We start from the raw sequence: 23535 nt of genomic DNA, 5'->3' as shown, positions 1-23535 counted from the left end.
CCCTTGCCCGTTATTTAATGCATATGCAAAAATCTTGCAAAGCACAGAATTTTCGCATATACAGAAAATGCCGAGCGGGACGGGGCGGCATGCGGAAATTCATTTGGGATGAACGCAAGGCAAAAGACAATCTCGCAACTCATCGCGTTGCCTTTTCGGAGATCGAGCGTTTCGAGTTCGGCACGGCCATTGTCGCAACAGACGAGCGCTTTGAATACGGCGAGACACGCGAGGTCGCCATCGGCTTCATCGGCGTTGTGCTTCATGTCGCCGTTTACACGGTGCGCGGCGACGTGCTTCGTCTGATATCGCTGCGAAAGGCAAACCGTGGGGAGAACTTCCATTATGCCGAAAACGCTTGAAGAGGCGCGACGCCTCGCCCTCGCGGACGCGAAGTCGATGACCGACGAGGAAGACGCCGCGATCACCGCAGCCGCGCTGGCCGATCCGGACAATCCGCCATGGGACGAGCACTTCCGGAGCAAGCGCGGACGGCCGAAGCAGGACGTGGTGAAGGAGCAGATCGCTCTTCGTCTCGATCCCGAGGTGATTGCCCGGTTCAAGGCAGGCGGCCCCGGCTGGCAGACCCGCATGGGCGATGTGTTGCGCAAGGCCGTCGGGCTGTAGTAGCGCCCTGCATCGTTACACTTCGAGGAGCCTCGCTTGCCCATCACCATCTACGGTATCAAGACCTGCGACACGATGAAGAAGGCCTGGACGTGGCTCGATGGCCACGGCCAAAAATATCGCTTCCATGACTATCGCGCCGAGGGACTGGACGAGAAGACCTTGCGCGGCTGGGTGAAAAAGCTCGGCTGGGAAAAGCTGCTCAACAAATCCAGCACCACGTTTCGCGCACTGCCGGACGCCGACAAGGCCGGGCTCGACGAGGCGAAGGCGGTCGGCCTCATGCTGAAACATCCGACCATGATCAAGCGGCCGGTGCTCGACATCGACGGCAAGCTCACCGTCGGCTTCAAGCCGGACATTTACGAGCAGGCTGTCGGGTGATCGACGGGGAAACCCGCGCGGCAGTCGTCTCTCTCCCGCTTGCGGGGGTGAGGAGCGGTCGGCCGAAGGCCGAGAAAAAGCCAACGATTTGGCTTTTTCAGCAACGAACGCCCGAAGCGTAAGCGGAGGTCTTAATGCCCGGCAGGGCAGCGAGGGGCGGGTGCGCACGGTCACGGCAGATCGCTCCCGTCGTTGAACCTTGCCCAGCCATAAATCCGCCCGCCTCAGCCTCGCACCGCCGCGATCGCCTCTGCCAGCCGCTCGACGTTTTCCACCCGGCAGGTCTCGCCCATCAGGCCGATGCGCCAGATCTTGCCTGCCAGCGGCCCGAGCCCGCCGCCGATCTCGATGCCGAACTCGTCGAGTAGCCGACGCCGCGTCGGCGCGTCATCCACGCCCTGTGGTATCCAAACCGTGTTGAGTTGCGGCAAACGGTAGGGCGCGTCGACGACGAAGAAAAACCCCAATTCCTCCAGCCGTTCGGCCAGAAGTTCATGCGTCTCCCAATGCCGCGCCCAGGCCGCTTCCAGCCCTTCCGACAACAGCCGCCGCAGGCTCTCGTGCAGGCCGAACAGCGCATTCACCGGCGCGGTGTGGTGATAGGAGCGCGCACCCTCGCCGTCCCAGTAGCCGAGGATCAGGCCGAGGTCGAGGAACCAGCTCTGCACCGGCGTTCTGCGAGCCTTGACCGCCGCCACTGCCCGGTCGGAGAAAGTGACCGGCGCCAGCCCGGGCGGGGCCGACAGGCATTTCTGCGTGCCGGAATAGACGACGTCGGCGCCCCATTCGTCCACCGAAACCGGAACGCCGCCCAGCCCGGTCACCGTGTCGACCACGGTCATCATGCCCGCCTCGCGCGCCAGCCGGCACAGCGTCGCCGCGTCGGAAAGCGCGCCGGTCGACGTCTCCGCATGCACGAAGGCCAGAACTTTCGCGTGCGGCGCCTCGGCCAGCGCCGAGCGCACGTCGTGCGGGTCGACGGGCCGGCCCCATTCTCCGGCCACGAGTTTCACGACCGCGCCTGCCCGCCGTGCGATCTCCGCCATGCGGGCGCCGAACACGCCGTTCTGCGCGATAATGACCGTATCGCCGGGCTCCAGCAACGTCACCAGCGCCATTTCCATGGCGAGCGAAGCCGGCGCCGAAAGCGGAAATGTCACGCGGTTGTGGGTGCGGAAAGCCGCCTTCAACTGGTCCTTGATGCTTTCCATCAACTCGCCGAAAGCCGGGTCGAGATGGCCGATGGTGGCTTGCGCCTGCGCGGCCAGCACCTCCGGCGCGACATTGGACGGCCCCGGACCCATCAGCAGCCGGGCGGGTGGCGAAAACGCGGCAGTCGAAAACGCATTTTTGGAAAACGCATTCATGGTCCTGTCCTCCCGCCAGCGCGCCAGCGGCGCGGTTCGATGCGGGCATATGGGCGGACGAAACGGACTAAGTAAAATTTAAAGAATTTAGCAGAGCGCTAAAACGGATTTACTGCCTCTGGCGTGGAATCAAGATGATGCTTCCGAAACGACGAAGCCGGCCGCGTCAAAGGTCCTTACCGGCCCTAGTGTATTTCGAGCGACATGCCTCCCACGGCCTCCCGCGGAGCCTGGATGAACGCTCCGGTTCCGCGCTATTGAAGCGAAGTGCCCCTGCCGGACGGTAGCTGAACTTCCACTTGGAGGTACGTGCTTAGGGGGTCGGCCCGCGAACATGACCGCGCCCGAGACCGGTTTGGCAGTCTGCGGATGACCACGGGTCGCGCAGCTGGCGCGACGATCCGGTCCTGGCGCGAAGCGCGATCGACGAAAGCGAAAACAGAGGGGTGCCGCCTTGGGCTGAGCCACGGCGGCGGCCAGCCAGGGCGCCGGATGGCGCCCGTTTCCCGTCCGCGCCCCTACGCCCACTCGCCCTTGCGCATCACTGGCACCTTCGACCCGTCGGCGCGGATGCCGTCGATGTCGATCTGGCCGGAGCCGATCATCCAGTCGATGTGAATAAAACTCTTGTTGCCGCCCTGCGCCGCGATTTGCTCGGGCGTGATCGTGTCGCCGCCCAGGAAACATTTCGAATAGCATTGGCCGAGCGCGATGTGGCAGGCGGCGTTCTCGTCGAACAGGGTGTTGTAGAACAGGAGCCCGCTCTTGGAGATCGGCGAGGAATGCGGCACCAGCGCCACTTCGCCCAGCCTGCGCGCGCCCTCGTCGGTGTCCAGCACCTTGTTCAGCACTTCCTCGCCGCGCGTGGCTTTCGCCTCGACGATCTTGCCCTTTTCGAACCGCACCTCGATGTTGTCGATCAGCGTGCCCTGGTGCGACAGCGGTTTCGTACTGCGCACATAGCCTTCGACGCGGTGCGCATGCGGCGTGGTGAACACTTCTTCTGTCGGGATGTTCGGGTTGCAGGTGATGCCGTTCTTGGCGGTCGAGGCGCCGCCATGCCATTCATGGCCGTCTGCCAGCCCGACCGTCAGGTCGGTGCCGGGGCCGCTGTAGTGCAGGGCGCTGAAGCGTTCGCCGTTCAGCCATTTGCTCCGCCGGGCGAGTGCGGCATTGTGGTCGCGCCATGCGGCGACCGGATCTTCCACATCCACTCGCGATGCGGAAAAAATCGCGTCGGCGAGCTTTGCCACCGCGATGTCCTCGCTGTCGTCGGCAAACATCAGTTTTGCCCACGAGGCGCTGGGGTAGGAGACGATGTTCCAATTGATGTCGAAGCCGGCGATCTTCTCCAGCGCCGGCTGGTAGGCGATCGAGTTCGCCTTGTTGGCGCGCGCCACCTTGGCCGGGTCCTCGCCGGACAGCAGCATCGGGTTGTCGCCGACGATCGCCAGCCGCGCCGCGTTGTTGTCGAAGGCTTTGGCGATGCCTTCGTAGAGCCAGCCCGGCGCACGGTCGAAACTCTCGTCGGGACCGTTGCGGTAGCGGGCGAGCGTGATCTCCTCGTCGGAGAAGATAGGCGTCACCAGTCCCGCGCCGGCCGTGTAGGCGTGCACCACGATCCTTCTCACCAGCGGCAGCGCCGCCACCGGCGCCGTCATCACCAGATCCTGCCCGGCTTGAAGCTGCAGCCCGACCTTCACCGCCACTTCGGCCAGCCGGTCGAGTTTTACCGGATCGATCGACGCGGAGAGGGTGCCGGGGTGCGAGGTCATGGGCGATTACCTTTTCTGAAATGGGCTTGAGCATAGATAGGCCGGTCGAGCCGATCCCGCCACCGCAAAGCGGCGGCGTGTGTGTCGGTCAGGCAGCGGGCGAGCGTGGGGCACGGCCGTGAAGCGTTTTCGGCCCGCCATGAATGCGATGGGCCGTTGCGTGAAGCGAATCGACGCAAAAAACACCCGCGAATGAAGCCAATTGCGCTGCTCGGCGCATGTTTTCTAGACAGTGTCTTGAAAACATGGATTCTTCCGGAGTTCACGCGGTCCCGCGCCGCGCCTTCCCGCTCCTATTGCGCGCACACCAGCGGGCCGAACTGCTGGATGGTCTGGCTGATCTCGCTCTGTATCCATGCCTTGAATTGACTGACTTTTTTCGGCTCGCGCGCGGCTGCCGAGGTCACCATCCAGTAGCCGAGCCCGCTCGTCGCCCGCACGCCGAACGGCGCCACCAGCCTGCCGTCGGCCATGGCGTCGGCGGCGAGCAACTGCCAGGCCAGCGTCACGCCATGCCCGGCGATCGCCGAATCCAGGCAAAGCATCGGATCGGTGAAACGCGCGCCGGGCTGCATCCGCACGGGTTCGATGCCCGCCGCGCTAAACCATTGATCCCACGAGAACATCGAACTCTCGTCGATGATCTCCCACGTCCTGGCGAGGTCAGCCGGGGTCTTCAGCGTCGCGGCAAGCGCCGGCGAGCAGACCGGAAAGATCTCCTGCGCGATCAGCAGTTCCGCCCGCACCCTCGGCCATTTCCCGTCGCCCATTCGGATCGCGATATCGATGTCCGAATGGTCGAGATCGGACAATTTCGTCGAGGCGTCGATGCGCAGAAAAACTTCGGGATAGAGGGTGAAGTGTTTGGAAAGTCTTGGCAAAAGCCATTTCGATGCGAAGGCCGGCGCGACCGAGACGGCCAGCACGCAGACTTTCGCGCGCTCGGCCATGGCGACCGCCCGCTCCAGTTCGCGAAACCCGCTCGACAGCCGTGCCGTGAAATCCCGGCCGAAACCGGTCGCCTGGAGCCCAGAAGACGTCCGGTCGAAAACCACCTGGCCGATCTGCGCCTCCGTCCGCCCGACCTGCTGGCTGACCGCGCTGGGCGACACGCCGAGTTCTTCCGCCGCCTTCTGCAAGGAGCCTAGGCGCGCCACCGCCTCGACCGCGCGCAAGCCGTTGAGATGCACCGAATTGAGCTTCATGGTTTTAGTTTTTCTAAACTTGAGGGTGGGTCTTTCTGGATTGAACCCAACAGCCTTCCAGCCAAACTATCATGTCAGAAACGTTGCAAGGAGAACAGAGATGAAGTTTCTCTCAATCGTTAAAGCTCTCGGGCAGATGCTGTTCGAGCCGACGGACGGCCCGTCCGAAAGCCAGGAGTGGTGGCGCGATCCTTTGGCGCATCCGGCCGTTGCCGCCATGTCGCCGCGCGAACTGGCCGACCTGCCGTTCAACCGCCGTTACCGGCTGCCGCCCGAGCCATTCAAGGGACTTGCCCGCCTGCACCGACAGTCCCACCGGCGCGGCGACCCGGGCCTGCCGGATATCGGATGGCTGGACCAATCGAAGCGGATTGTGTTGCGATGCAACAAATCTAATGTCCGCGCATGCTGCCGATTTCCGCCTCGCCGCTTCGTTACGCCCTTGGCGGCATGGCCGCCATGGCGGTCGCCATGGGCATCGGCCGTTTCGTCTACACGCCGATTCTGCCGGGCATGATGGAACAACTTGGCCTGTCCGCCGCCGGGGCCGGCCTGATCGCCTCCGCCAACTATCTGGGTTATCTCGTCGGCGCCATTGCTGCCGCCGGCGCCTGGGCGCACGGCCGAGAACGATTGCTTGCCTTGCGCTGGCTTGCGGCGAGCGCGGCGCTCTGCGCCCTCATGGCGGTCACCGAGAGTTTTCCGCTGTTCCTGTTCGTCCGTTTCCTCGCCGGCATGGCCAGCGCCTTCGTCATGGTGTTCGTGTCCAGCATCGTCTTCAGTCAGTTGTCGGCGGCCGGCCGCGACGACCTCCAGGCCGTGCATTTCGGCGGCGTCGGCATCGGCATAGCGGCGTCCTCCGCGATGATGGCCGCGCTGATCGCGATCGACGCCGGCTGGCGCGCCGGCTGGATCGGCGCTGCCCTTCTGTCCGTGCTCGGTTTTGCGATTGCCACGCTTCTGGTCGACGCAGGCCCTGCAGCCAACGGCCCCCCGGGCAAGGAGCCGGCGCTGCCGCGCGACCGGCCGCTGGTGCTGATGATCCTCGCCTACGGCCTGTTCGGCTTCGGCTACATCATCACGGCGACCTTCCTGATCGCCATCGTCCGCAGCGGCGGTTTGAGCCACCTGTTCGAGACGGTGGTCTGGCTTGCGACCGGGCTTGCGGCCATCCCGTCGGCCCTCTTCTGGAACGCGGTGGCGCGGCGCATGGGTTTTGCCGCGGCTTTCGGCCTGGGCTGCGCGGTCGAGGCGGTGGGTGTCGCAGCCAGCGTGTCGCTCGGCGGCTATCTCGGCCCGTTGCTCGGCGGTGTTCTTCTCGGGGCGACCTTTATCGGCCTGACGGCGCTGGGGCTGCAGGCTGGGCGGCAACTGGCGCCGCTGTCGCGCCGGCGGGTCATGGCCCTGATGACCGCGGCATTCGGCACCGGCCAGATCCTCGGCCCGATCGCGGCGGGATTTGTAGCGGAATGGACCGGCGATTTCGTCATCGCATCGTTCGGCGCCGCCCTGGTGCTCATCGTCGCGGGCACGGTCGCGATGATCTCGAGGATCGCGCCAAAATCGCCATGATTGGCGGATTTCTGACGGACCGCGGCAAGTAATTCACGTTTCCCTTTCGCGATGAAATGTGACTTCCTGCCGGTGTGATCTCTGCGCGTCTGCGCCCGGCAAGGAAATCTCCAAAGTGTTCGTTTCCTTCTTTCCCAAACCAAAGTTGTTTTTCATTTCGGCTGTCCTGTGGAGCGCGGTACTGGTTACCGTGTGGTATCTTGGAGGCGCACGCCTTGGCGGACTTTTCGGCTTGCCGCAGGCCGCGCCTGATGCGCCGCCGATCATCGGCATCAGCGTTTTCTGGTCGGCGCCTTTTATCTGGTTCTACCTGTACTTTATCGCGGGCACGCTGATTTTCTACGCCTTCTGGCGTTGGTATTCCCCCCATCCCTGGATGGAATGGTCGATCCTCGTAACCTCGATCATCCTTTTCCTGCTCTACTTCAACGTTCAAGTCAGCGTGGCGGTGAACACTTGGTACGGGCCCTTCTTCGACTATGTTCAGGGCCTGATGGGGGGAACAACCAATTCGACCAATGCCGAGTTCTACGCGGGCGCGTCGAGTTTCGCCTGGTTGGCGCTGGTCGGGATGAATGTCTCCGTGGTCAACGCCTTCGTCGTCCAACACTGGATCTTCCGCTGGCGAACGGCCATGAACAGCTATTTCATGGAGAACTGGGGAAAGCTTCGCCACATCGAGGGCGCCTCGCAGCGTATCCAGGAAGACACGATGCGCTTCTCACAGATCATGGAGGATTTGGGATCCAGTTTCGTGACGTCGATCATGACGCTGATCGCCTTCGTGCCGGTGCTCATCGGTCTGGAACAGCATATCAGCGAACTGCCTGTCATCGGGGCTGTGCCGCATCCTCTCCTGGTGGCGGCCCTCGGCTGGTGTCTGTTCGGAACACTCTCGGTGATGCTCGCCGGCGTAAAATTGCCCGGCCTCCAATTCCGCAACCAGCGTGTCGAGGCCGCTTACCGCAAGGAACTGGTCTATGGCGAGGATCATGCCGACCGCGCCCAGCCGGTGACCACCACCGAACTCTTCGACAATGTGCGCCGGAATTACTTCCGGCTCTATGCCCACTATATCTACTTCAATATTGTCCGCTACACCTACCTCCAGGCCGACAACATCTTCGCCTTCATCATTCTCGGGCCGTCACTGGTCGCGCACAAGATCACCTTCGGTCCGCTCAACCAGATTTCGAATGCCTTCGGCCGCGTGACGTCGTCGTTGCAGTTCCTGCTCAATTCCTGGTCGACCATCGTCGAACTGCAATCGGTGCATAAGCGCCTGCGCGCTTTCGAGGCGACCCTTCGCGGCGAGCCGCTGCCCGACATCGACCAGCGCTATCTCGATCGCCGCACCACGCTCGGGCAGGAGGTGGCGGACCCAAAATAGGCCGGCCGGCCCGAGCGGGTTGCGGTTTGAAGAGTGAAGCGCGGGCGCGAGGCCTCACCCGCCCACGTCGCCAACCACAGTGCTGTCCGGCTTCTCGCGCCGCGCGACGAAATCGGCATAGCTGATGCAGTCGACGTCGGGGCGCGTGCAGACGTCGCGGGCGAACCGCTCCAGCGCGCGCCAGTAGGCGCCGTCGTTCATCAGCGTGAAATGGAAGCCGAACTGCAGCGGCGTGCGGTCTCCGCGATATTCCCTGTCGAACGCCGCGTCGAACGCCGCCAGTGTCCGCTGCTCGAAGGCGCCGTTGCTGTCGGTGCGCTCGAAGCCGCCGGAATGGCGGACGAAGAGATTGTAGTCCATGGCGATGACTTTTCGCCCCGCCGGCCCCTCGGGAATCTGCGGCAGCGCGAAGCCGAGGAGCCCGTCATGCTCCACCGGCGCGGCCGGGCCGCGCGAGACACCGCTGGCGTCGTAACGGTAGCCCGCCTGCGCGAGCGCTTCGTCGAGGTGCCTGCCGGCGGAGAGATACGGCGCGCGAAAACCCGAAATCTCGTGCTCGGCAAAATGCCGCCAGCCGCGCGGCTCGCCGTCCAGCCCGTTGATGCGCCAGGCATCGCGCAAGATCGTCGAGGCCGACAGAAGCTCGCGGCTCCACTCCGAAGCTGTCCATTTGCCGCCGTCGAAATGGCCGCAGGCGTGGCTCGCTATATCGTGGCCTTCGGAGCGTGCCAGCCATATCTGCTGGAGCCGCGCCTTCACGTCGTCCTTCGAGAGTGCGAAACCGACATTGGAACGGCCGCCTTTCTGTCCCGGCGCCTGGTAGATTCCCTTGGCCTCCGGCGACAGCAGGAAGACGCAGGACAGGAAATAGGTGAAGCGCGCGCCGGTGGTCGCCGCCAGCGTCCGGCTGCGCTGCCACAGTTCCACCGGATTGGAATTGTCGAAGGAGATGATGACGACCTGATGCGGCTTTGCCGGAATCTTCTCGGCCGTCGAAGGCCCGGCCGAAAGCGCCGTCGAGATCAAGGCAAGAGCAGAAGCGATGGAACGCGGCAACGCGGACATGGGCACTCGTGGGCGGCGGGCAGGGCGGGGTCTCATGACCGCTATGCCATGAATGTGGCGCGGATTGGAACGTCGAAACGGCGCTTCGCCGGCTACCGGCTGGCCGCGCAGTGCCGAATGTGGGCAAAACCCCTTCCATGCCGGCGAAATTACGCTACAAGGCGGGCTCAACGGCCCTCCGGGGCGAGAACGGCTTTCAGGCGATGTCGGACGACAGCTTTATCCGCGAAGTGAACCAGGAATACCGCCAGGCGCAAGCCCGTGCGCTGTGGGACCGCTATGGCCCCGCCGGGCTGGTGATCGCCGTGGCGATCGTGCTCGGCACCGCGGCCTGGGTCGGCTATGACTACTGGCAGACCTCGAAGGCGAACACTTCGGGCGACGCTTTCTCGCAGGCGCTGGCTCTGGCTAATGACGGAAAGCAGGACGAGGCGCTGGCCGCTCTCGACAAGCTGGAGGCTGACGGCTCCGGCGCCTATCCGCTGCTCGCTCGTATGCGTGCGGCCACCGTGCTCGCCGACAAGGGCGACTTCGCCGGCGCGGTTACGGAATTCGACGCGGTCGCGGCGGACACCTCGATACCGCAGGCGCTCCGCGACATGGCGCGGCTGCGCGCCGGCTACGTGCTCGTCGACAATGGCTCCTACCAGGACGTGTCGTCGCGGGTAGAGGCGCTGACCGCCGAGACCAATCCGCTGCGCCATTCCGCCCGCGAGGCGCTTGGCCTGTCGGCGTGGAAGGAAGGCAAGGCCAAGGACGCGCTCGCCCTCTTCGACCAGATCAACGGCGACGAGACGGCGCCGCGCAATGCCCGCGACCGCGCCTCGCTGATGGCGGAACTCATCCGCGGCTCCGGCGCTGCGTCTTGAGACGAAGATGAGCTTCAAGGTTGCCATCATCGGCCGGCCGAATGTCGGTAAGTCGACGCTGTTCAACCGCCTTGCCGGCAAGAAGCTGGCGCTGGTCGACGACACGCCGGGCGTGACGCGCGACCGCCGCATCCATCCCGCAAAGCTATATGACCTGAATTTCGAGGTGGTCGACACCGCTGGCTTCGAGACCGCCGCCCCGGAGACGCTTCAGGGCCGCATGCGCCAGCAGACGGACATCGCCATCCGCGAAGCGGATCTGGTGGTGTTCATGATCGACGCGCGCGCCGGCCTCTTGCCGGACGACAAGGCTTTTGCCGACATCGTGCGCCGTGCCGGCAAGCCGGTGGTGCTCGTCGCCAACAAGTCCGAATCGCGCGCCTCCGAAAGCGGGCTGCTGGAAGCATGGGAGGCCGGGCTCGGCGAGCCGATCGCGATTTCGGCCGAGCACGGGCAAGGGATGCCCGACCTGCGCGACGCCATCGTCGAGGCGCTCGGCGAGGAACGCTGCTTTCCCCAGGAAGCCGCCGAAGACGAATTTGCCGCCGAAAGCGACGTGCTGATCGGCGAGGATATCTCCGAGACGGACGCCGAGATCGAACCCGCCTATGACGAGACCAAGCCGCTCCGGATCGCGGTGGTGGGCCGCCCCAATGCGGGGAAATCGACGCTGATCAACGCGCTGATCGGTGAAGAGCGGCTGCTGACCGGACCGGAAGCCGGCATCACCCGCGATTCGATCTCGGTCGACTGGGACTGGCGCGGCCGGCTGGTGAAGCTGTTCGACACGGCCGGTATGCGCCGCAAGGCGAAGGTGCAGGAAAAGCTGGAAAAGCTCTCGGTTTCCGACGGCCTGCGCGCCCTGAAATTCGCCGAAGTCGTGATCGTCGTCTTCGACGCGACGATTCCCTTCGAGAAGCAGGATCTGCAGATCGCCGACCTGATCGTCCGCGAGGGCAGGGCGCTGGTCATCGCCTTCAACAAATGGGACCTCATCGACACGCCGCAGGCCACGCTTGCCGAGCTGCGCGAGAAGACCGAGCGCCTTCTGCCGCAGGTGCGCGGCCTGCGCGCCGTGCCGATCTCGGCCGAGACTGGCAGGGGCCTCGACAAGCTGATGGACGAGGTGGTCGAAACCCACCGCATCTGGAACCGCCGCGTCTCGACCGGCCGGCTGAACCGCTGGCTGGAAGGCATTTTGGCGCATCACCCGCCGCCTGCCGTCGCCGGCCGCCGGCTGAAGCTGAAATACATCACGCAGGTGAAGGCGCGGCCGCCGGGCTTCGTCGTCTCCTGCACGCGGCCCGATGCCGTTCCGCAGTCCTACATACGCTATCTCTCGAACGGCCTTCGCGAATCCTTCGACATGCCGGGCGTGCCGATCCGCATCGCGCTGCGCGCGTCGGACAATCCCTATGCGGGGAAGGCGAAGAAGCGGTAGAGGTCCACGGCAGGCCTAGCCTGAACTACGGTCAGACCGATCTCATCCCGTCCGGCGTTTGCCCTCGTCAGGGCGGATGGTGTTCATTTATTGGCAAGGGCTCTTTCCACCGTTTCCGGCGCGTGGCGAATGACCCGCAGCAAGTTTTCGGCGATCTTGTCTGGTTTGCGGCGCCCCTGCTCCCAATCCCGCACCGTAGCGGCGGAGAGATTGAATCGCTCGGCGAACCGACCCTGCGAAAGATTCATCGCCTTGCGAATGGCCGCGACATCGATGCCGGAGCCTTCGAACACGCGGGCGGGCTTCATTTCGCCCTTGGCGATGGCAAGCGCCTCGTTGGCACTTTGGACGAGTTCGCTTCCAAAATTGGTCATCTATCCCTCCTGTACTGGTCCGCGATTTGCGGAAGTATAGTGGCGAGCGCGTTGCGCTCCTTCTGCGATAGGTTGTCCTTTTGTCCCTTGCCATAGATTGCAAGCAGGAAAACCGGAACGTCGTCGCCGCCGAAATAGTGGATCGTCCGATAGCCGCCACTTTTGCCGTGACCGCGTCCGGCGTGACGCATCTTTCGGGCTCCTCCGGTTCCGACCATGACGTCGCCTGCGAGAGGATCGGCTGCGATGGCGGCAGCGATTTCGACAATCTCATCGTCGGCAAGGCCGGCGCGATCGGCTTGCTTCTGGAAGGTCGGCGTCAGGAGGACCGTCTGCACTGACCATATATACGGCATTGCCGTATGGTTCGTCAATGATTTATGCGGCTGTGCCGTATATCTGCGAGTTACTGCCGTGCTGGCTTCAGAAATCTGTTTCGTCTGTAAATCCAAGCGACACGGACGGAGGCGACGCCGCGTGCGTTCTTTCGTCCTGCCCTCCTTCACGGGTGTCGGAGCAGGATTTATGGCTAGCCACATTGCCGCCGCATCGCCCCCGTTAACCGCTCATCAAGGTTAATGCTTCACTCTCGCTCTCCAGTGGGTTGCTGTTGCGTCCTGGAGAGTCAGCTTTGTTTCGACGTCTTGTGCCGCAACGGTTTTCCGTTGCCCGCGTTCCCCTAAAATCCCTCCCTGCCATGCTGTTCCGCCGCGTCGCGCGTCTCGCCTTCGTGTGCACGATCGTCAGCCGGAACCTGGCAACCCTTCTGCTGCAACTCGTCTGGAGGCTGCTGGTTGTCGTGCTGCGGCCCAAAGCCGCCCTGCTTCCTTCCGCACTCGTCGGCCTAGGCATCTGGCTCGGTTTCCCGACCGTCGCCGCCTATCAGGACATGGCCAGCATGGTTTCCGGCATCGAGGCGCCGGCGGCCCGCTGGAACGGTTTTGTCGAAAAATCCGTCGCCGGCTCGGTGCATGCCGCCGAGATGCCTTTCGTCGATTCAAGCAGCACCGGCTCGATCTCCGGTTCCGGCGTCTTGGCGCCGGGCATCGGCGAGGTCGCCTTCCGCGGCAAGGGCGGCTCGGACGCGACGACGCCCGACGAGCAGCGCGTCAACCGCGCCGACAAGAAGAGCCGCATCGTCAACATCATGCCGGTGGCGCCGCCGAAATTCTTCAACGCCGGGTCGATCCTCGAGCGCACGTCGATGCTGCTGAGGCCGGCGATCGGGCCGGAACTGAAGATGGCTTTTGCCAGGCCGGACATCAAAGGCAAGGAGATCCAGATCGCCACCGCCTTTTACGTGAAGGAAGAGAAGAAGCCCGACCCCGCCATCCCCGCCTATCTCGCCGACCTCATCACCAGCGACAAGGCCGACGTGCTGGCCACCGCCTATGCGCCGCCCAAGCCGGACTACGCCAGCGCATCGCCCTTCGAGGCGCTGCTGCAGGACGAACTCGACAAGAGCAATGGCCGCTTCATCCCGCCGCTCGCCGAGGGCGATCACGCCTGGATGAGCGAGCCGCTGCCCGCATCCGTGTTCTCGGCGCCGGAACAGACATGCCTCGCCAACGCGGTTTATTTCGAGGCGCGGGGCGAATCGTCGCGCGGCCAGGCGGCCGTCGCACAAGTGGTGCTGAACCGCGTCCGCAATCCGGCCTATCCCGACACGATCTGCGGCGTCGTCTACCAGAACGATTCCTGGAAGAACCGCTGCCAGTTCTCCTTCGCCTGCGACGGCATCCCCGATCGCGTGCTGAGCCCCGGGCACTACAAGCGCGCGCAGGACATCGCGATGGCGGTCACCGCCGGCAAGATCTTCATCCCCGAGGTGGGTTCCTCCACCCACTATTACGCGCAATATGTCAGCCCCGGCTGGGCGCGCGCCATGAAGCGCATGACCCAGATCGGACTGCATATCTTCTACCGCACTTACGGCGGCGGCTGGAGCTGACTAACCGGCCTCTTGGGGGGCTCCGGCGGACGGCTGTGCCGCGGCGTGACGCCGAGTCGGGCCGCGCAAACTGCGGGTCAGTATGTCGCACTTCGATAAGATATTGATTTATCAATAGAAAATACATCTTCTGCCGAGCCGCTACGTGGCTTGACGGGGGAGGGCCCTCTAACTATGTTGCCGGCGACTTTGAAGCGGATCGACGATTGGTCGCATCCGGGCGAGGGGGTTGCGGTGGCTGGCGGAAAATTGCCAGGCGAAGCCGGAAAAACCGGGTCCGGAAACGGCGGTCGGCAGGGCGCTGCGGACGACGAGCTGGAGCGCCGCAGGCAGAAACTCGAAGCATCGCTGGCGGCGAAGGGCCACGGCGAGGGCGGCGGGGAGGGCAAAGCCAGGCAGTCTATCGTTGCCGGCTACGGACAGGCGCTGAAGCTGTCGAGCGAATTCATCGCTGGAGTGGCTGTCGGGGCCGGTCTTGGTTGGCTGCTCGACCGGTTGGCGGGAACATCGCCCTGGGGGCTGATCGTGCTCCTGCTGCTTGGGTTTGGAGCTGGCGTCCTCAATGTGATGCGCTCCGCCGGAATGGTTGCCGACGCCGGCATCAGGGTGCAGAAGCGCCCGGAGGACGGCGACAGGAATTGAGATTGACTGGCGCGTCGCGCCGCGAACGAGGGGGGCCGAATGGCCAACGATCCGATCCACCAGTTCCAGATCGCGAAGCTGATTCCGATCGAGATCGGCGGCATGGATTTTTCCTTCACCAACTCGTCGCTGTTCATGCTGGCGACGGTCGCCGCCAGCGGCGCGTTCCTCTACCTCACGACGTCGAGCCGCGGCCTGATCCCCACCCGGATGCAGTCGCTGTCGGAGATGTCCTACGAATTCGTCGCCAACATGCTGCGCGACGCCGCCGGTTCGCACGGGATGAAGTTCTTCCCGATGGTGTTTTCGCTGTTCATGTTCGTGCTGGTCGCCAACCTGATCGGCCTGTTCCCATATTTCTTCACCGTCACCAGCCACATCATCGTCACCTTCATGCTGGCGCTGCTGGTCATCGGCACCGTGGTCGTCTACGGCTTCATGAAGCACGGCTTCGGGTTTCTGAAACTGTTCGTGCCGCAGGGCGTGCCGGGCATCCTGGTGCCGTTGGTCGTGCTGATCGAGGTGATCTCGTTCCTGTCGCGGCCGATCAGCCTCTCCGTCCGTCTGTTCGCCAACATGCTTGCCGGCCACATCACGCTGAAAGTGTTCGCCGGTTTCGTGACGTCGCTGAGCGCGCTTGGCGCCGTCGGCGTCGCTGGTGCGATCCTGCCGCTGGCCATGACGGTCGCCATCACGGCGCTGGAGTTCCTGGTGGCTTTCCTCCAGGCCTACGTCTTCGCGGTGCTGACCTGCATGTATTTGAACGACGCGCTGCACCCCGGACACTGAGAACGGTGCGGCGGCGCGCTGCCGCGGCCCACGTGAATTTCAACCGGATTTCGATCCACTAAGGAGCTTGATATGGAAGTAGATGCAGCAAAGGCGATCGGCGCAGGCATTGCCTGCCTCGGCATGGGCGGCGCCGGTATCGGCCTCGGCACCATTTTCGGCAACTACCTGGCGGGCGCCCTGCGCAATCCGTCGGCTGCCGACGGCCAGTTCGGCCGCCTGATTTTCGGCTTCGCCGTGACGGAAGCGCTGGGCATCTTCTCGCTGCTCGTCGCCCTTCTCCTGCTGTTCACCTGATATCCATCGGGTAGATGTTGCCGGCCGCATGCCGCGGCCGGTTCCTGACAGGGGACGAAGATGTTTGTGACACCTGGCTACGCTCAGGAGGCCGCTCCGGCGGCAGGCGGCGCGCACCCGGAAGGCGAGGCGCATCCCGAGGGCGAAGCCCATCCGGGTCTCGAAGGCCATACAGAGGCAGGCGCCGAGCACGGCGGCGGGGCGTTCCCACCGTTCGACCCGACGCATTTCCCTTCCCAGATCCTCTGGCTGGCGATCACCTTCGGTCTGTTCTACCTGTTCCTGAAGAAGGTCGTCCTGCCGCGCATCGGTGGCATCCTCGAAGTCCGCAGCGACCGTATCGCCCAGGATCTTGAGCAGGCCGCGCGTATGAAGGGCGAGGCCGACGCCGCGGTTGCTGCCTACGAACAGGAACTGGCGGAAGCCAAGGCCAACGCCAACGCGATCGGCCAGAAGGCCCGCGACGGCGCCCGCGCCGATGCGGATGCCGAGCGCAAGCGCGTTGAGGCCGAGCTTGAGCAGAAGCTCGAGGCGGCCGAGGCGAACATCGCTTCGATCAAGGCCAAGGCCATGGGCGAAGTCGGCGGCATTGCCGAGGACACGGCGACGGAGATCGTGCGCGAGCTGGTCGGCGGCACCGTCGACAAGGCAAGTGTTTCCGCTGCGGTCAAGGCAGCGGGCTGAGGAGGCGACCATGGATGCCACATTCTGGGCTTTCATCGCCCTCGTCATTTTCCTCGCCATCGTCTTCTACATGAAGGTGCCGGGCACCATCGGCAAGTCGCTGGACTCCCGCGCCGTCAAGATCAAGGCCGAGCTGGAAGAAGCCCGCCGCCTGCGCGAGGAGGCGCAGCAGCTGCTGGCCGAATACCAGCGCAAGCGCAAGGAAGCCGAGAAGGACGCGGCCGACATCGTCGAGCACGCCAAGCGCGAGGCCAGCCAGCTGGTCGCCGAAGCCAAGCAGAAGACCGAGGACTATGTGGCGCGCCGCGCCGCATTGGCCGAGCAGAAGATCGGCCAGGCCGAGCGCGACGCCGTCAACGAGGTCCGCTCCAAGGCCGTCGACATCGCCATCGAAGCGGCCCGCACCGTGCTTGCCGGCAAGGTCGACGCCAAGGTCGGCGGCGAGCTGTTCAAGTCCTCGCTGAATGAACTGAAGACCCGCCTGAACTGACAGGCTTGATTTCCAAAAGTTTCGAAAAGCCGCCGCACTCCGGCGGCTTTTTTGATTCCGCAGCAGTCGCACAGATTTCGCCTTCGGCAGTTGTCCGCCTTCTTGGCGGGATGACAGGCCAAATCGGACAAGCTGGCCCGATCACGCCTCGATCAGCACTTCCACCGTCGTCTCCGCTTCCACCCGGAACGGCGCAAACGTGACGCGGTGGATGCGGGGCAGGGCGCCATGGGCGCCGATGGCGGTGCGGTGGCGAACCGTGGCGTAGCCCATGTGGCTTTCAAAACCGTAATGGGCGTGCACGCGCCCGCAATTCTCCATCATCCGGTCGCGCATCACCTTGGCGACGATCGAGGCGGCGGCGATGGACTGCGAGCGCTGGTCGCCCTTGACCAGTGCCTCGGCGCTGCAGTGGAGCCCCGGCGGCACGTCGCGGCCGTCGACCAGCGCGTGCAGCGGTTTCACATGCAGGCCGCATGCCGCCCGCCGCATCGCTTCGAGGCTGGCGCGCAAAATGTTGATGCGGTCGATGCCTGTCGCGCTGACCGAGGCGACCGAGACGCCGATCGCCGAGCCGAGAATTATGGCGAACAGGTCTTCGCGTGCCTGCGCCGAGAGCCGCTTCGAATCGTCGAGGCCGTTGGGGATGCGGTGGGGGTCGAGGATCACCGCCGCCGCCACGACCGGACCCGCCAGCGGGCCGCGGCCGGCCTCGTCGAGACCGGCCAGCGGCCACAGGCCACGCTTCATCGCCTTTCGCTCGAAGGAAAAATCCGGCTTGAACGCCAGATCGAAGAGGGGCGGAGAATCGGAAGACGGGCGAGCCATGATGCGGCGAGACTCGCATCCGCTCCGATTCTCCGCAAGGCCTTCCCGGCCATCGGGGCGGGGGCGGGGAAGGCGCCGCCGGGCTGGGGCGGCCCGGGGGACAGGAAGTAGGCAGTAGGGCAGTAGGGCAGTAGGGCAGTAGGGCAGTAGGGCAGTAGGGCAGTAGGGCAGTAGGGCAGTAGGGCAGTAGGGCAGTAGGGCAGTAGGGCAGTAGGGCAGTAGGGCAGTAGGGCTAGCCGCTCCCGGCATTCGCATTGAAATTCGTGTAGAGGCGAAGGCGCCGCAACTTCTGTTGACCGTCTGGAAAGGTCGCGCTCCCTTTCTACTGCCCTACTGCCCTACTGCCCTACTGCCCTACTGCCCTACTGCCCTACTGCCCTACTGCCCTACTGCCCTACTGCCCTACAAAAGCATCAACTGCTCCACCTTCTTTTCCGTGCCCTTGAACAGATCCGTCCGCAACCGCCTCCGCTCCTGGTTGAGGCCGAGTTTCTTGGCGGCGATCTCGAAGCGGCGGCCGATCTGCCAGGCGTAGGGGCCGGAGCCTTTCATGCGTTTTCCCCATTCCGAATCGTAATCCTTGCCGTCGCGCATCGAGCGGATCAACGACATCACATGGCGGTAGCGGTCGGGATAGTGGCGCAGCAGCCAGTCCTTGAAGATCGGGCTGACTTCCAGCGGCAGCCGCAGGATGACGTAGCCCGCCTCGCGCGCGCCGGCGTTCGCCGCCGAATCGAGGATGCGCTCGACCTCGTGGTCGTTGAGGCCGGGAATGATCGGCGCCACCATGACCGAGGCCGGGATGCCGGCGTCGCTCAGCATGCGCAGCGCTTCCAGCCGCTTGGTCGGCGTCGAGGCGCGCGGCTCCATGGTGCGCGCCAGCATGCGGTCGAGGCTGGTCACCGACAGCGCCACCTTGGCGAGGCCCCTTTCCGCCATGCGCGCAAGAATGTCGATGTCGCGCGTCACCAGCGCCGACTTGGTCACGATGCCGACGGGGTGGCCGAATGCTTCCAGCACTTCGAGGATCTCCCGCATGATGCGGTATTTCTTCTCGATCGGCTGGTAGGGATCGGTATTGGTGCCGATGGCGATGGTACGCGGCTGGTAGCCTTCCTTGGAAAGCTCCTTTTCCAGCAGTTTTGCCGCATCCGGCTTGGCGAAGAGCTTCGATTCGAAATCCAGACCGGGCGACAGGCCCATATAGCTGTGGGTCGGCCGGGCGAAGCAGTAGACGCAGCCATGCTCGCAGCCGCGATAGGGATTGATCGACCGGTCGAAGGAGATGTCCGGTGAATTATTGCGGGTGATGATGGTACGCGGCCTTTCGACCTGCACCTCCGTCTTGAAAGGCGGAAGCTCCTCCAGCGAGTTCCATCCGTCGTCGAAGACATGGCGGCTGACGGGCTCGAAACGGCCGGAAGGATTGACCCCCGCAGCGCGGCCGCGCCGGCGGTCCTCGCCGATCCGTACGCCGCTTTCCTCGATCATCGCATTGGCCATGTCCGACCTGCCGCTTCCAAAGGCGGCAATGTCGGCTCGCACGATGTGTTCCATCTTGGCGCGGTTCCAAGGGGTGTCGGAGCTATGGCGAATCGCGGTGTTCATGAAACTATTCCTATTTGTTCGAATGGAACAAAGCAAGAACTTTCTCTCCACGGAGGCGCCCTCGCGTCGATGGCGCGGTCTCCGGGAACCTGTCAACGCCAGGGAAAACGCCGTGTTGCGCCGCGATACTGGCCTTTGCCGGCGCGATCCGCTATTCGGCTAACAGATGCTCACCGTGCTGATCGAGACGAAGAACCACGAGGAAGCGTTGGCCCGCACCCTGGCCTCGCTGGTCGGCGCGGCGGTGGAGGGCATCGTGCGCGACGTGATCGTCTGCGACCGTGGCTCGACCGACCAGACCCATCGCGTCGCCGAGCATGCCGGCTGCCACTATGTGGCGGAAGGCGGCGTCGCGGCGGGCATCCGGCAGGCCAAGGGCGAGTGGTTGCTGATGCTGGAGCCCGGCGCGCGCCTGGTCGACGGCTGGACCGAGGCGGTCGTCGGCCATGTCGGAAAACTGTCGATGCCGGCCCGCTTCTCGCGCAGCCGCGCCGACCGCAAGCCGTTTTTTTCGCGCCTGTTCTCGGCCCCTAACGCGCTTGCCGAGGGGCTTGTCATCCGCAAGGGCCAAGCCGCCGCGCTCGCGAAGTCGGCGCAAAGCGCCGAGGCGATCGCGCGCGGGCTCGCCTCGCGCCGGCTGGACGCGGAGATCAGGGTGGCGGAGCCGCAACGCTGACGGCCGCTCGGCCGTCGCCATGATCGATCGGGCAACCGGTTCCCATTCGGCGTTGACCTGAACTGAAGTTGAGGTTTCACCAAGGCTCCTTGCAACTCAAGGGAGCAGGTCACGGCTGAAACACGCGCGATCCAGAAATATACGGCCGACAAGGCGACAGACTGGATGCGATGGTCGGGCATCGCGCTGGCCGATGTCGTCAACGAAGACGAGACGCCGTCGGCCGGCGACTGACCATCGCTCGCCTTGGTTGCCCAGGCTCCTTGTTTTTTCTCGTTACGTAAAACAACGGCCGCAGCATCGGTCGGATACATGACGCGCCTACTTGCGGTTGTCGATAAAACGAAACCGATTTCCTGCCAAAACGGCAGAAATCGAAAATAAGCGAAATGGAACGACTCTAAATGCCCAGCCTGATCCTTACCGAGTCACACAACTTCCGCGGCGAAACGGTGACCAACGTCAATGCTCTCGAATTCGGCGGGACCGGCTACATGTATGCCATATTCGACGGCGCCCAGTTCGGCGGAGGCTATATCTCCAATTCGCTCGGCATCGACGGCAACGGCCAGTCGTGCGAGATCGATATCCACTTCGCGGCGGGCAGCAGTTTTTCGGCCGCGGGCTGGACCTTCAGCAATTGGAAGGCGTCGAACACGCTCAACTATGTCGGAACCAGCAGCGCCGAAACGATTATCGGCACCAGCCAGTTGGATTACTTCTCCGGCGGCGGCGGCGCCGACACGTTGGACGGCGGCGCCGGCACCGACTTTTTTCGGTATCAGTCCCCGTCGGAGGTTGGCGCCGGATCGACCCTGAAGGGCGGCGACGGCATCGACACGATCTATATGGGCAATGAGGCGGGGACCTACGACTTCTCCACGTCGAGCATCTCGGGCGTCGAGATTCTGCGTTTCTACGGGACCGGCGTGTCGGCAAGGCTGACCGGCGACCAGATCGGCGCCGGCAAGATCGACCATGTAACCATCGACGAAGGCACCGCGCAGAAGCTGGTGGTTGCAGGCAACATCGTCGACCTGTCGGGCGTCACCTTCGCGGGCTGGGACGGTGGAAACAGGACCGTTACCGTCAACGGCACGGGCTTGGTGGACAAGCTCGTCGGCTCCAGCCAGGCGGACGTCATCAATGGCGGCGCTGGCAACGACTCGCTCTTTGGCGGCGATGGCGCCGATCAGTTGAACGGTGGCTCAGGCACGGACACCGTGGGCTATTCCGGTGCCGTGACCGGCGTCGTCGCCAGCCTGGCCAATGCGGCGATCAACACGGGTTTTGCGGCCGGCGATATTTACAGCTCGATCGAAAACATCACCGGCACGAAGTTCAGCGACAGCGTCTACGGCAACAAGGGCGCCAACGTCGTCAATGGCGGCGCCGGCGACGACTTCATCAAGGGTTATGACGGCAACGACACGCTGACCGGCGGATCGGGCAGCGACGCCTTCATCTTCAACACAGCGCTCAACGCCGCGTCGAATGTCGACCACATCACCGACTTCAACGCCGCCGCCGATACGATGTGGCTGGACGATGCCTTCTTCGCCAAGGCCGGCGCGGCCGGCACGCTGTCCGCCGCTGCATTCTGGACCGGAACGGCGGCGCATGACGCCTCGGACCGCATCATCTATGACGCGAATACCGGCCACCTCAGCTACGACGCCGATGGCAACGGCGCGGGCGCGGCGATCCAATTCGCGACCGTCGCGATCGGGCTGTCGCTGACCAATGCCGATTTCCTCATAATCTGAGGACTTGCAGACTGCGAAGGGAGGCGCGACCGGTTCGCCGGCAGCGTTGCCCTTCAGGTCGGTTTTGCGCCGCGCCTCAGATGTTCGTCGAGGCGCGGCATGATCTCCACGAAGTTGCACGGCATGTGCCGGTAGTCGAGCTGTGGCTTGATGATCCCGTCCCAGGCGTCGCGGCAGGCGCCGGGCGAGCCCGGCAGCACGAACACGAAGGTGGCGTTGACCACGCCGCCCGTTGCCCGCGACTGGATCGTCGAGGTGCCGATCTTGTCGTAGGAGATGCGGTGGAAAACTTCGGAAAACCCGTCCATGCGCTTTTCGAAGATCGGCTCCAGCGCCTCCGGCGTCACGTCGCGGCCGGTGAAGCCGGTGCCGCCGGTGGTGATCACCACGTCGATTTTTTCGTCGCGCGACCAGGCGAGCACCCTTTCGCGGATCTTTTCCCTGTCGTCGGTGACGATGGCGCGGTCGGCCAGCACATGGCCGGCCTCGGCGATGCGATCGGCGAGCGTCTGGCCGGATTTATCGTCGACCAATGTTCGCGTGTCGGAGACGGTGAGCACCGCGATGCCAACGGGGATGAAGGGGCGGTCGTTGGGCGCCATCAGTGCCTCGCCTGCGCGATTCCTCGCGTAAACTTTGAAATGCCGCGCTCCTTCGCACCCCCCTCTGTCCTGCCGGAAATCTCCCTCGCAAGGGGGGAGATTCGCCGGCCGCTCTGGTTTCGCCAATCGCTGACGATGCAGGACGGGCGGCGGGACTGAAGCTGCCAATCTCCCCCCTTGCGGGGGAGATGTCCGGCAGGACTGAGGGGGGTGTGAAGGAGCGCCATGCTCAAATCCCTGTGCCGGGCGGAGCCGAAGCAGTTGTTTCCGTCGCCGCGACGAACCAGTCCGGCCGCGCCGTCGAGATCGCGTTGGCAGCGCGCTGGGCTGCGGTGTTGTCGCTAAAAATACCGAAGCATGTAGCACCGGACCCCGACATCCGCGCAAAGGCGGCACCCGCGCCGCTCAGCGCGGTCAGCGTATCGCCGATCGCCGGCGCCAGGTCCAAGGCAGGTGCCATCAAGTCGTTGCGCGTCGTCGCCAACCAACCGAGGAGGCTGGTCGTATCCCTGCGGGCCGGCAGGGGAGGAAGCGGCGGATTTTCGCGGCGGGCAAGCGCGGCGAAAACCTGGGGCGTCGCGACGGCCACACTCGGATTGACCAGCACCAGCGCCAGCGACGGAAACTTTTCGAGCGGCTGGATCACCTCGCCGATACCGCGCGCCACCAGCGGCCGGGCATGCAGGCACATCGGCACATCCGCGCCGAGCGCCAGCCCGATACGGGCAAGCACGCCCGCATCGATATCGAGTTTCCAGAAGCGCTTGAGCGCTCTCAATACGGCCGCCGCATCGCTGGACCCGCCGCCGACGCCCGACGATGCCGGGACGTTCTTCTCCAGGAAGATCAGCGCCGGCGAAACGGCTGCCGATCCGGCGGCCTTGCGCAGCACGTCGCGCGCCCGGATGGCGAGATTGTCCACGCCGCCGGGGATGTCCTGCGCGAATGGCCCTGAAACCGTGAACAGGTCGCGCGGCGCCGGGCCGACGGCGACCTGGTCGCCGAACGCGGTGAACACGCAAAGGCTTTCGATCAGGTGATAGCCGTCCGGCCGCCTGCCGGTGACATGCAGGGCGAGGTTGATCTTGGCCGGCGCCGCCTCGGCGACCGCCGCAACTGTTTCCGACACGATG

The 23535-nt window shown here is 64.4% G+C and carries 26 protein-coding genes; 15 read left to right on the top strand and 11 right to left on the bottom strand.

The genetic code is table 11. The features are described from left to right. Positions 1–89 precede the first annotated feature (89 nt). From ACSBOB_RS24920 to ACSBOB_RS24910, 3 genes are read left to right on the top strand one after another with little or no spacing between them, the layout of a single operon-like run. The gene (locus ACSBOB_RS24920; RefSeq protein ID WP_442578740.1) at positions 90–362 is read left to right on the top strand and encodes a BrnT family toxin; all 273 of its coding nucleotides are present in this window, start codon (positions 90–92) and stop codon (positions 360–362) included. Next, positions 346–627 (top strand): BrnA antitoxin family protein, encoded by a 282-nt coding sequence (locus ACSBOB_RS24915; protein WP_442578739.1) that lies wholly within the window; start codon positions 346–348, stop codon positions 625–627. The genes ACSBOB_RS24920 and ACSBOB_RS24915 overlap by 17 nt, the downstream gene beginning before the upstream one ends. 36 nt (positions 628–663) lie before the next feature. Continuing rightward, the gene (locus ACSBOB_RS24910) at positions 664–1011 is read left to right on the top strand and encodes an ArsC family reductase (protein ID WP_442578738.1); all 348 of its coding nucleotides are present in this window, start codon (positions 664–666) and stop codon (positions 1009–1011) included. 224 nt (positions 1012–1235) lie between these two features. Here ACSBOB_RS24910 and ACSBOB_RS24905 read toward each other — a convergent pair whose 3' ends face one another. The 4 genes from ACSBOB_RS24905 to ACSBOB_RS24890 all read right to left on the bottom strand — a co-directional run bounded on the left by ACSBOB_RS24905 (position 1236) and on the right by ACSBOB_RS24890 (position 5719). Further along, on the bottom strand, positions 1236–2378 hold the full coding sequence (locus ACSBOB_RS24905) for a pyridoxal-phosphate-dependent aminotransferase family protein (RefSeq protein WP_442578737.1): 1143 nt from the start codon (positions 2376–2378) through the stop codon (positions 1236–1238). Positions 2379–2896: 518 nt separating this feature from the next. Further along, a complete protein-coding gene (locus tag ACSBOB_RS24900) occupies positions 2897–4153 on the bottom strand; it encodes an aminopeptidase (protein ID WP_442578736.1) in 1257 nt (418 codons plus the stop codon). 293 nt (positions 4154–4446) lie between these two features. Then, entirely contained in the window at positions 4447–5358 is a 912-nt protein-coding gene (locus ACSBOB_RS24895; protein ID WP_442578735.1) for a LysR substrate-binding domain-containing protein, read from the bottom strand. 112 nt (positions 5359–5470) lie between these two features. Next, positions 5471–5719, bottom strand: coding sequence for a hypothetical protein (locus ACSBOB_RS24890; protein WP_442578734.1), 249 nt, complete (start codon positions 5717–5719; stop codon positions 5471–5473). A gap of 44 nt (positions 5720–5763) precedes the next feature. Here ACSBOB_RS24890 and ACSBOB_RS24885 point away from each other — a divergent pair, with 44 nt between their 5' ends. Both ACSBOB_RS24885 and sbmA read left to right on the top strand, forming a co-directional pair. Next, positions 5764–6930, top strand: coding sequence for a YbfB/YjiJ family MFS transporter (locus ACSBOB_RS24885; protein WP_442578733.1), 1167 nt, complete (start codon positions 5764–5766; stop codon positions 6928–6930). 115 nt (positions 6931–7045) lie between these two features. Further along, positions 7046–8320, top strand: a complete 1275-nt coding sequence (gene sbmA, locus ACSBOB_RS24880) for a peptide antibiotic transporter SbmA (protein WP_442578732.1) — start codon at positions 7046–7048, stop codon at positions 8318–8320. Between the two features lie 54 nt (positions 8321–8374). Here the strand turns inward: sbmA and ACSBOB_RS24875 are convergent, their stop codons facing one another. Then, positions 8375–9385: a polysaccharide deacetylase gene (locus ACSBOB_RS24875; RefSeq protein ID WP_442578731.1), complete on the bottom strand. Its 1011-nt coding sequence runs from the start codon at positions 9383–9385 to the stop codon at positions 8375–8377. 203 nt (positions 9386–9588) lie between these two features. On the opposite strand from ACSBOB_RS24875, the gene ACSBOB_RS24870 reads away from it, so the two are divergent. Then, positions 9589–10254, top strand: a complete 666-nt coding sequence (locus tag ACSBOB_RS24870; RefSeq protein ID WP_442583821.1) for a tetratricopeptide repeat protein — start codon at positions 9589–9591, stop codon at positions 10252–10254. A 7-nt stretch (positions 10255–10261) separates the two neighbouring features. Then, positions 10262–11695 carry a ribosome biogenesis GTPase Der gene (gene der, locus ACSBOB_RS24865; RefSeq protein WP_442578730.1) on the top strand — a complete coding sequence of 478 codons (1434 nt, stop codon included), beginning with the start codon at positions 10262–10264 and terminating at the stop codon, positions 11693–11695. 83 nt (positions 11696–11778) lie between these two features. On the opposite strand, the gene ACSBOB_RS24860 is transcribed toward der, so the two are convergent. After that, positions 11779–12069 (bottom strand): helix-turn-helix domain-containing protein, encoded by a 291-nt coding sequence (locus ACSBOB_RS24860; RefSeq protein WP_442578729.1) that lies wholly within the window; start codon positions 12067–12069, stop codon positions 11779–11781. After that, positions 12066–12425, bottom strand: a complete 360-nt coding sequence (locus tag ACSBOB_RS24855; RefSeq protein WP_442583820.1) for a type II toxin-antitoxin system RelE/ParE family toxin — start codon at positions 12423–12425, stop codon at positions 12066–12068. Before ACSBOB_RS24855 ends, ACSBOB_RS24860 begins: the two co-directional genes overlap by 4 nt. A 275-nt stretch (positions 12426–12700) precedes the next feature. Between ACSBOB_RS24855 and ACSBOB_RS24850 the strand changes: the two genes are divergently transcribed. The 6 genes from ACSBOB_RS24850 (at position 12701) to ACSBOB_RS24825 (ending at position 16922) form a co-directional block, all read left to right on the top strand. Next, positions 12701–14020 carry a cell wall hydrolase gene (locus tag ACSBOB_RS24850; RefSeq protein ID WP_442578728.1) on the top strand — a complete coding sequence of 440 codons (1320 nt, stop codon included), beginning with the start codon at positions 12701–12703 and terminating at the stop codon, positions 14018–14020. A gap of 234 nt (positions 14021–14254) precedes the next feature. Further along, on the top strand, positions 14255–14662 hold the full coding sequence (locus tag ACSBOB_RS24845; RefSeq protein WP_442583819.1) for an AtpZ/AtpI family protein: 408 nt from the start codon (positions 14255–14257) through the stop codon (positions 14660–14662). A gap of 39 nt (positions 14663–14701) precedes the next feature. After that, positions 14702–15451, top strand: coding sequence for a F0F1 ATP synthase subunit A (locus tag ACSBOB_RS24840; RefSeq protein ID WP_442578727.1), 750 nt, complete (start codon positions 14702–14704; stop codon positions 15449–15451). A gap of 72 nt (positions 15452–15523) precedes the next feature. Continuing rightward, positions 15524–15748 (top strand): F0F1 ATP synthase subunit C, encoded by a 225-nt coding sequence (locus ACSBOB_RS24835; RefSeq protein ID WP_091918644.1) that lies wholly within the window; start codon positions 15524–15526, stop codon positions 15746–15748. Between the two features lie 60 nt (positions 15749–15808). Further along, positions 15809–16432 carry a F0F1 ATP synthase subunit B gene (locus tag ACSBOB_RS24830; protein WP_442578726.1) on the top strand — a complete coding sequence of 208 codons (624 nt, stop codon included), beginning with the start codon at positions 15809–15811 and terminating at the stop codon, positions 16430–16432. A gap of 10 nt (positions 16433–16442) precedes the next feature. Further along, positions 16443–16922 (top strand): F0F1 ATP synthase subunit B, encoded by a 480-nt coding sequence (locus ACSBOB_RS24825; RefSeq protein WP_442578725.1) that lies wholly within the window; start codon positions 16443–16445, stop codon positions 16920–16922. Positions 16923–17063: 141 nt separating this feature from the next. Here ACSBOB_RS24825 and ACSBOB_RS24820 read toward each other — a convergent pair whose 3' ends face one another. Continuing rightward, on the bottom strand, positions 17064–17750 hold the full coding sequence (locus tag ACSBOB_RS24820; protein ID WP_442578724.1) for a ribonuclease HII: 687 nt from the start codon (positions 17748–17750) through the stop codon (positions 17064–17066). Positions 17751–18152: 402 nt separating this feature from the next. Beyond that, positions 18153–19307 carry a PA0069 family radical SAM protein gene (locus ACSBOB_RS24815; protein ID WP_442583818.1) on the bottom strand — a complete coding sequence of 385 codons (1155 nt, stop codon included), beginning with the start codon at positions 19305–19307 and terminating at the stop codon, positions 18153–18155. Between the two features lie 217 nt (positions 19308–19524). Here ACSBOB_RS24815 and ACSBOB_RS24810 point away from each other — a divergent pair, with 217 nt between their 5' ends. Both ACSBOB_RS24810 and ACSBOB_RS24805 read left to right on the top strand, forming a co-directional pair. Next, positions 19525–20034: a glycosyltransferase gene (locus ACSBOB_RS24810; RefSeq protein WP_442578723.1), complete on the top strand. Its 510-nt coding sequence runs from the start codon at positions 19525–19527 to the stop codon at positions 20032–20034. A 404-nt stretch (positions 20035–20438) separates the two neighbouring features. After that, positions 20439–21800, top strand: coding sequence for a calcium-binding protein (locus ACSBOB_RS24805; RefSeq protein ID WP_442578722.1), 1362 nt, complete (start codon positions 20439–20441; stop codon positions 21798–21800). A 53-nt stretch (positions 21801–21853) separates the two neighbouring features. Here the strand turns inward: ACSBOB_RS24805 and moaB are convergent, their stop codons facing one another. Both moaB and ACSBOB_RS24795 read right to left on the bottom strand, forming a co-directional pair. Continuing rightward, the gene (gene moaB, locus ACSBOB_RS24800; protein ID WP_442578721.1) at positions 21854–22402 is read right to left on the bottom strand and encodes a molybdenum cofactor biosynthesis protein B; all 549 of its coding nucleotides are present in this window, start codon (positions 22400–22402) and stop codon (positions 21854–21856) included. Between the two features lie 229 nt (positions 22403–22631). After that, positions 22632–23531 (bottom strand): 4-(cytidine 5'-diphospho)-2-C-methyl-D-erythritol kinase, encoded by a 900-nt coding sequence (locus ACSBOB_RS24795; protein WP_442578720.1) that lies wholly within the window; start codon positions 23529–23531, stop codon positions 22632–22634. Positions 23532–23535 lie beyond the last annotated feature (4 nt).

Origin of the sequence: Mesorhizobium sp. KACC 23794, from assembly GCF_052180275.1 — a bacterium.
Taxonomy (GTDB): Bacteria; Pseudomonadota; Alphaproteobacteria; order Rhizobiales; family Rhizobiaceae; genus Kumtagia.
This window is presented reverse-complemented; position numbering and strand designations above follow the sequence as displayed.

Coding starts and splice junctions, on each gene's coding strand:
- ACSBOB_RS24920 (WP_442578740.1), top strand. CDS start 90: ATGCGGAAATTCATTTGGGATGAACGCAAGGCAAAAGACAATCTCGCA.
- ACSBOB_RS24915 (WP_442578739.1), top strand. CDS start 346: ATGCCGAAAACGCTTGAAGAGGCGCGACGCCTCGCCCTCGCGGACGCG.
- ACSBOB_RS24905 (WP_442578737.1), bottom strand. CDS start 2,378: ATGAATGCGTTTTCCAAAAATGCGTTTTCGACTGCCGCGTTTTCGCCA.
- ACSBOB_RS24900 (WP_442578736.1), bottom strand. CDS start 4,153: ATGACCTCGCACCCCGGCACCCTCTCCGCGTCGATCGATCCGGTAAAA.
- ACSBOB_RS24895 (WP_442578735.1), bottom strand. CDS start 5,358: ATGAAGCTCAATTCGGTGCATCTCAACGGCTTGCGCGCGGTCGAGGCG.
- ACSBOB_RS24885 (WP_442578733.1), top strand. CDS start 5,764: ATGCTGCCGATTTCCGCCTCGCCGCTTCGTTACGCCCTTGGCGGCATG.
- ACSBOB_RS24875 (WP_442578731.1), bottom strand. CDS start 9,385: ATGTCCGCGTTGCCGCGTTCCATCGCTTCTGCTCTTGCCTTGATCTCG.
- ACSBOB_RS24870 (WP_442583821.1), top strand. CDS start 9,589: ATGTCGGACGACAGCTTTATCCGCGAAGTGAACCAGGAATACCGCCAG.
- der (WP_442578730.1), top strand. CDS start 10,262: ATGAGCTTCAAGGTTGCCATCATCGGCCGGCCGAATGTCGGTAAGTCG.
- ACSBOB_RS24860 (WP_442578729.1), bottom strand. CDS start 12,069: ATGACCAATTTTGGAAGCGAACTCGTCCAAAGTGCCAACGAGGCGCTT.
- ACSBOB_RS24855 (WP_442583820.1), bottom strand. CDS start 12,425: ATGCCGTATATATGGTCAGTGCAGACGGTCCTCCTGACGCCGACCTTC.
- ACSBOB_RS24840 (WP_442578727.1), top strand. CDS start 14,702: ATGGCCAACGATCCGATCCACCAGTTCCAGATCGCGAAGCTGATTCCG.
- ACSBOB_RS24835 (WP_091918644.1), top strand. CDS start 15,524: ATGGAAGTAGATGCAGCAAAGGCGATCGGCGCAGGCATTGCCTGCCTC.
- ACSBOB_RS24830 (WP_442578726.1), top strand. CDS start 15,809: ATGTTTGTGACACCTGGCTACGCTCAGGAGGCCGCTCCGGCGGCAGGC.
- ACSBOB_RS24825 (WP_442578725.1), top strand. CDS start 16,443: ATGGATGCCACATTCTGGGCTTTCATCGCCCTCGTCATTTTCCTCGCC.
- ACSBOB_RS24820 (WP_442578724.1), bottom strand. CDS start 17,750: ATGGCTCGCCCGTCTTCCGATTCTCCGCCCCTCTTCGATCTGGCGTTC.
- ACSBOB_RS24815 (WP_442583818.1), bottom strand. CDS start 19,307: ATGGAACACATCGTGCGAGCCGACATTGCCGCCTTTGGAAGCGGCAGG.
- ACSBOB_RS24810 (WP_442578723.1), top strand. CDS start 19,525: ATGCTCACCGTGCTGATCGAGACGAAGAACCACGAGGAAGCGTTGGCC.
- ACSBOB_RS24805 (WP_442578722.1), top strand. CDS start 20,439: ATGCCCAGCCTGATCCTTACCGAGTCACACAACTTCCGCGGCGAAACG.
- moaB (WP_442578721.1), bottom strand. CDS start 22,402: ATGGCGCCCAACGACCGCCCCTTCATCCCCGTTGGCATCGCGGTGCTC.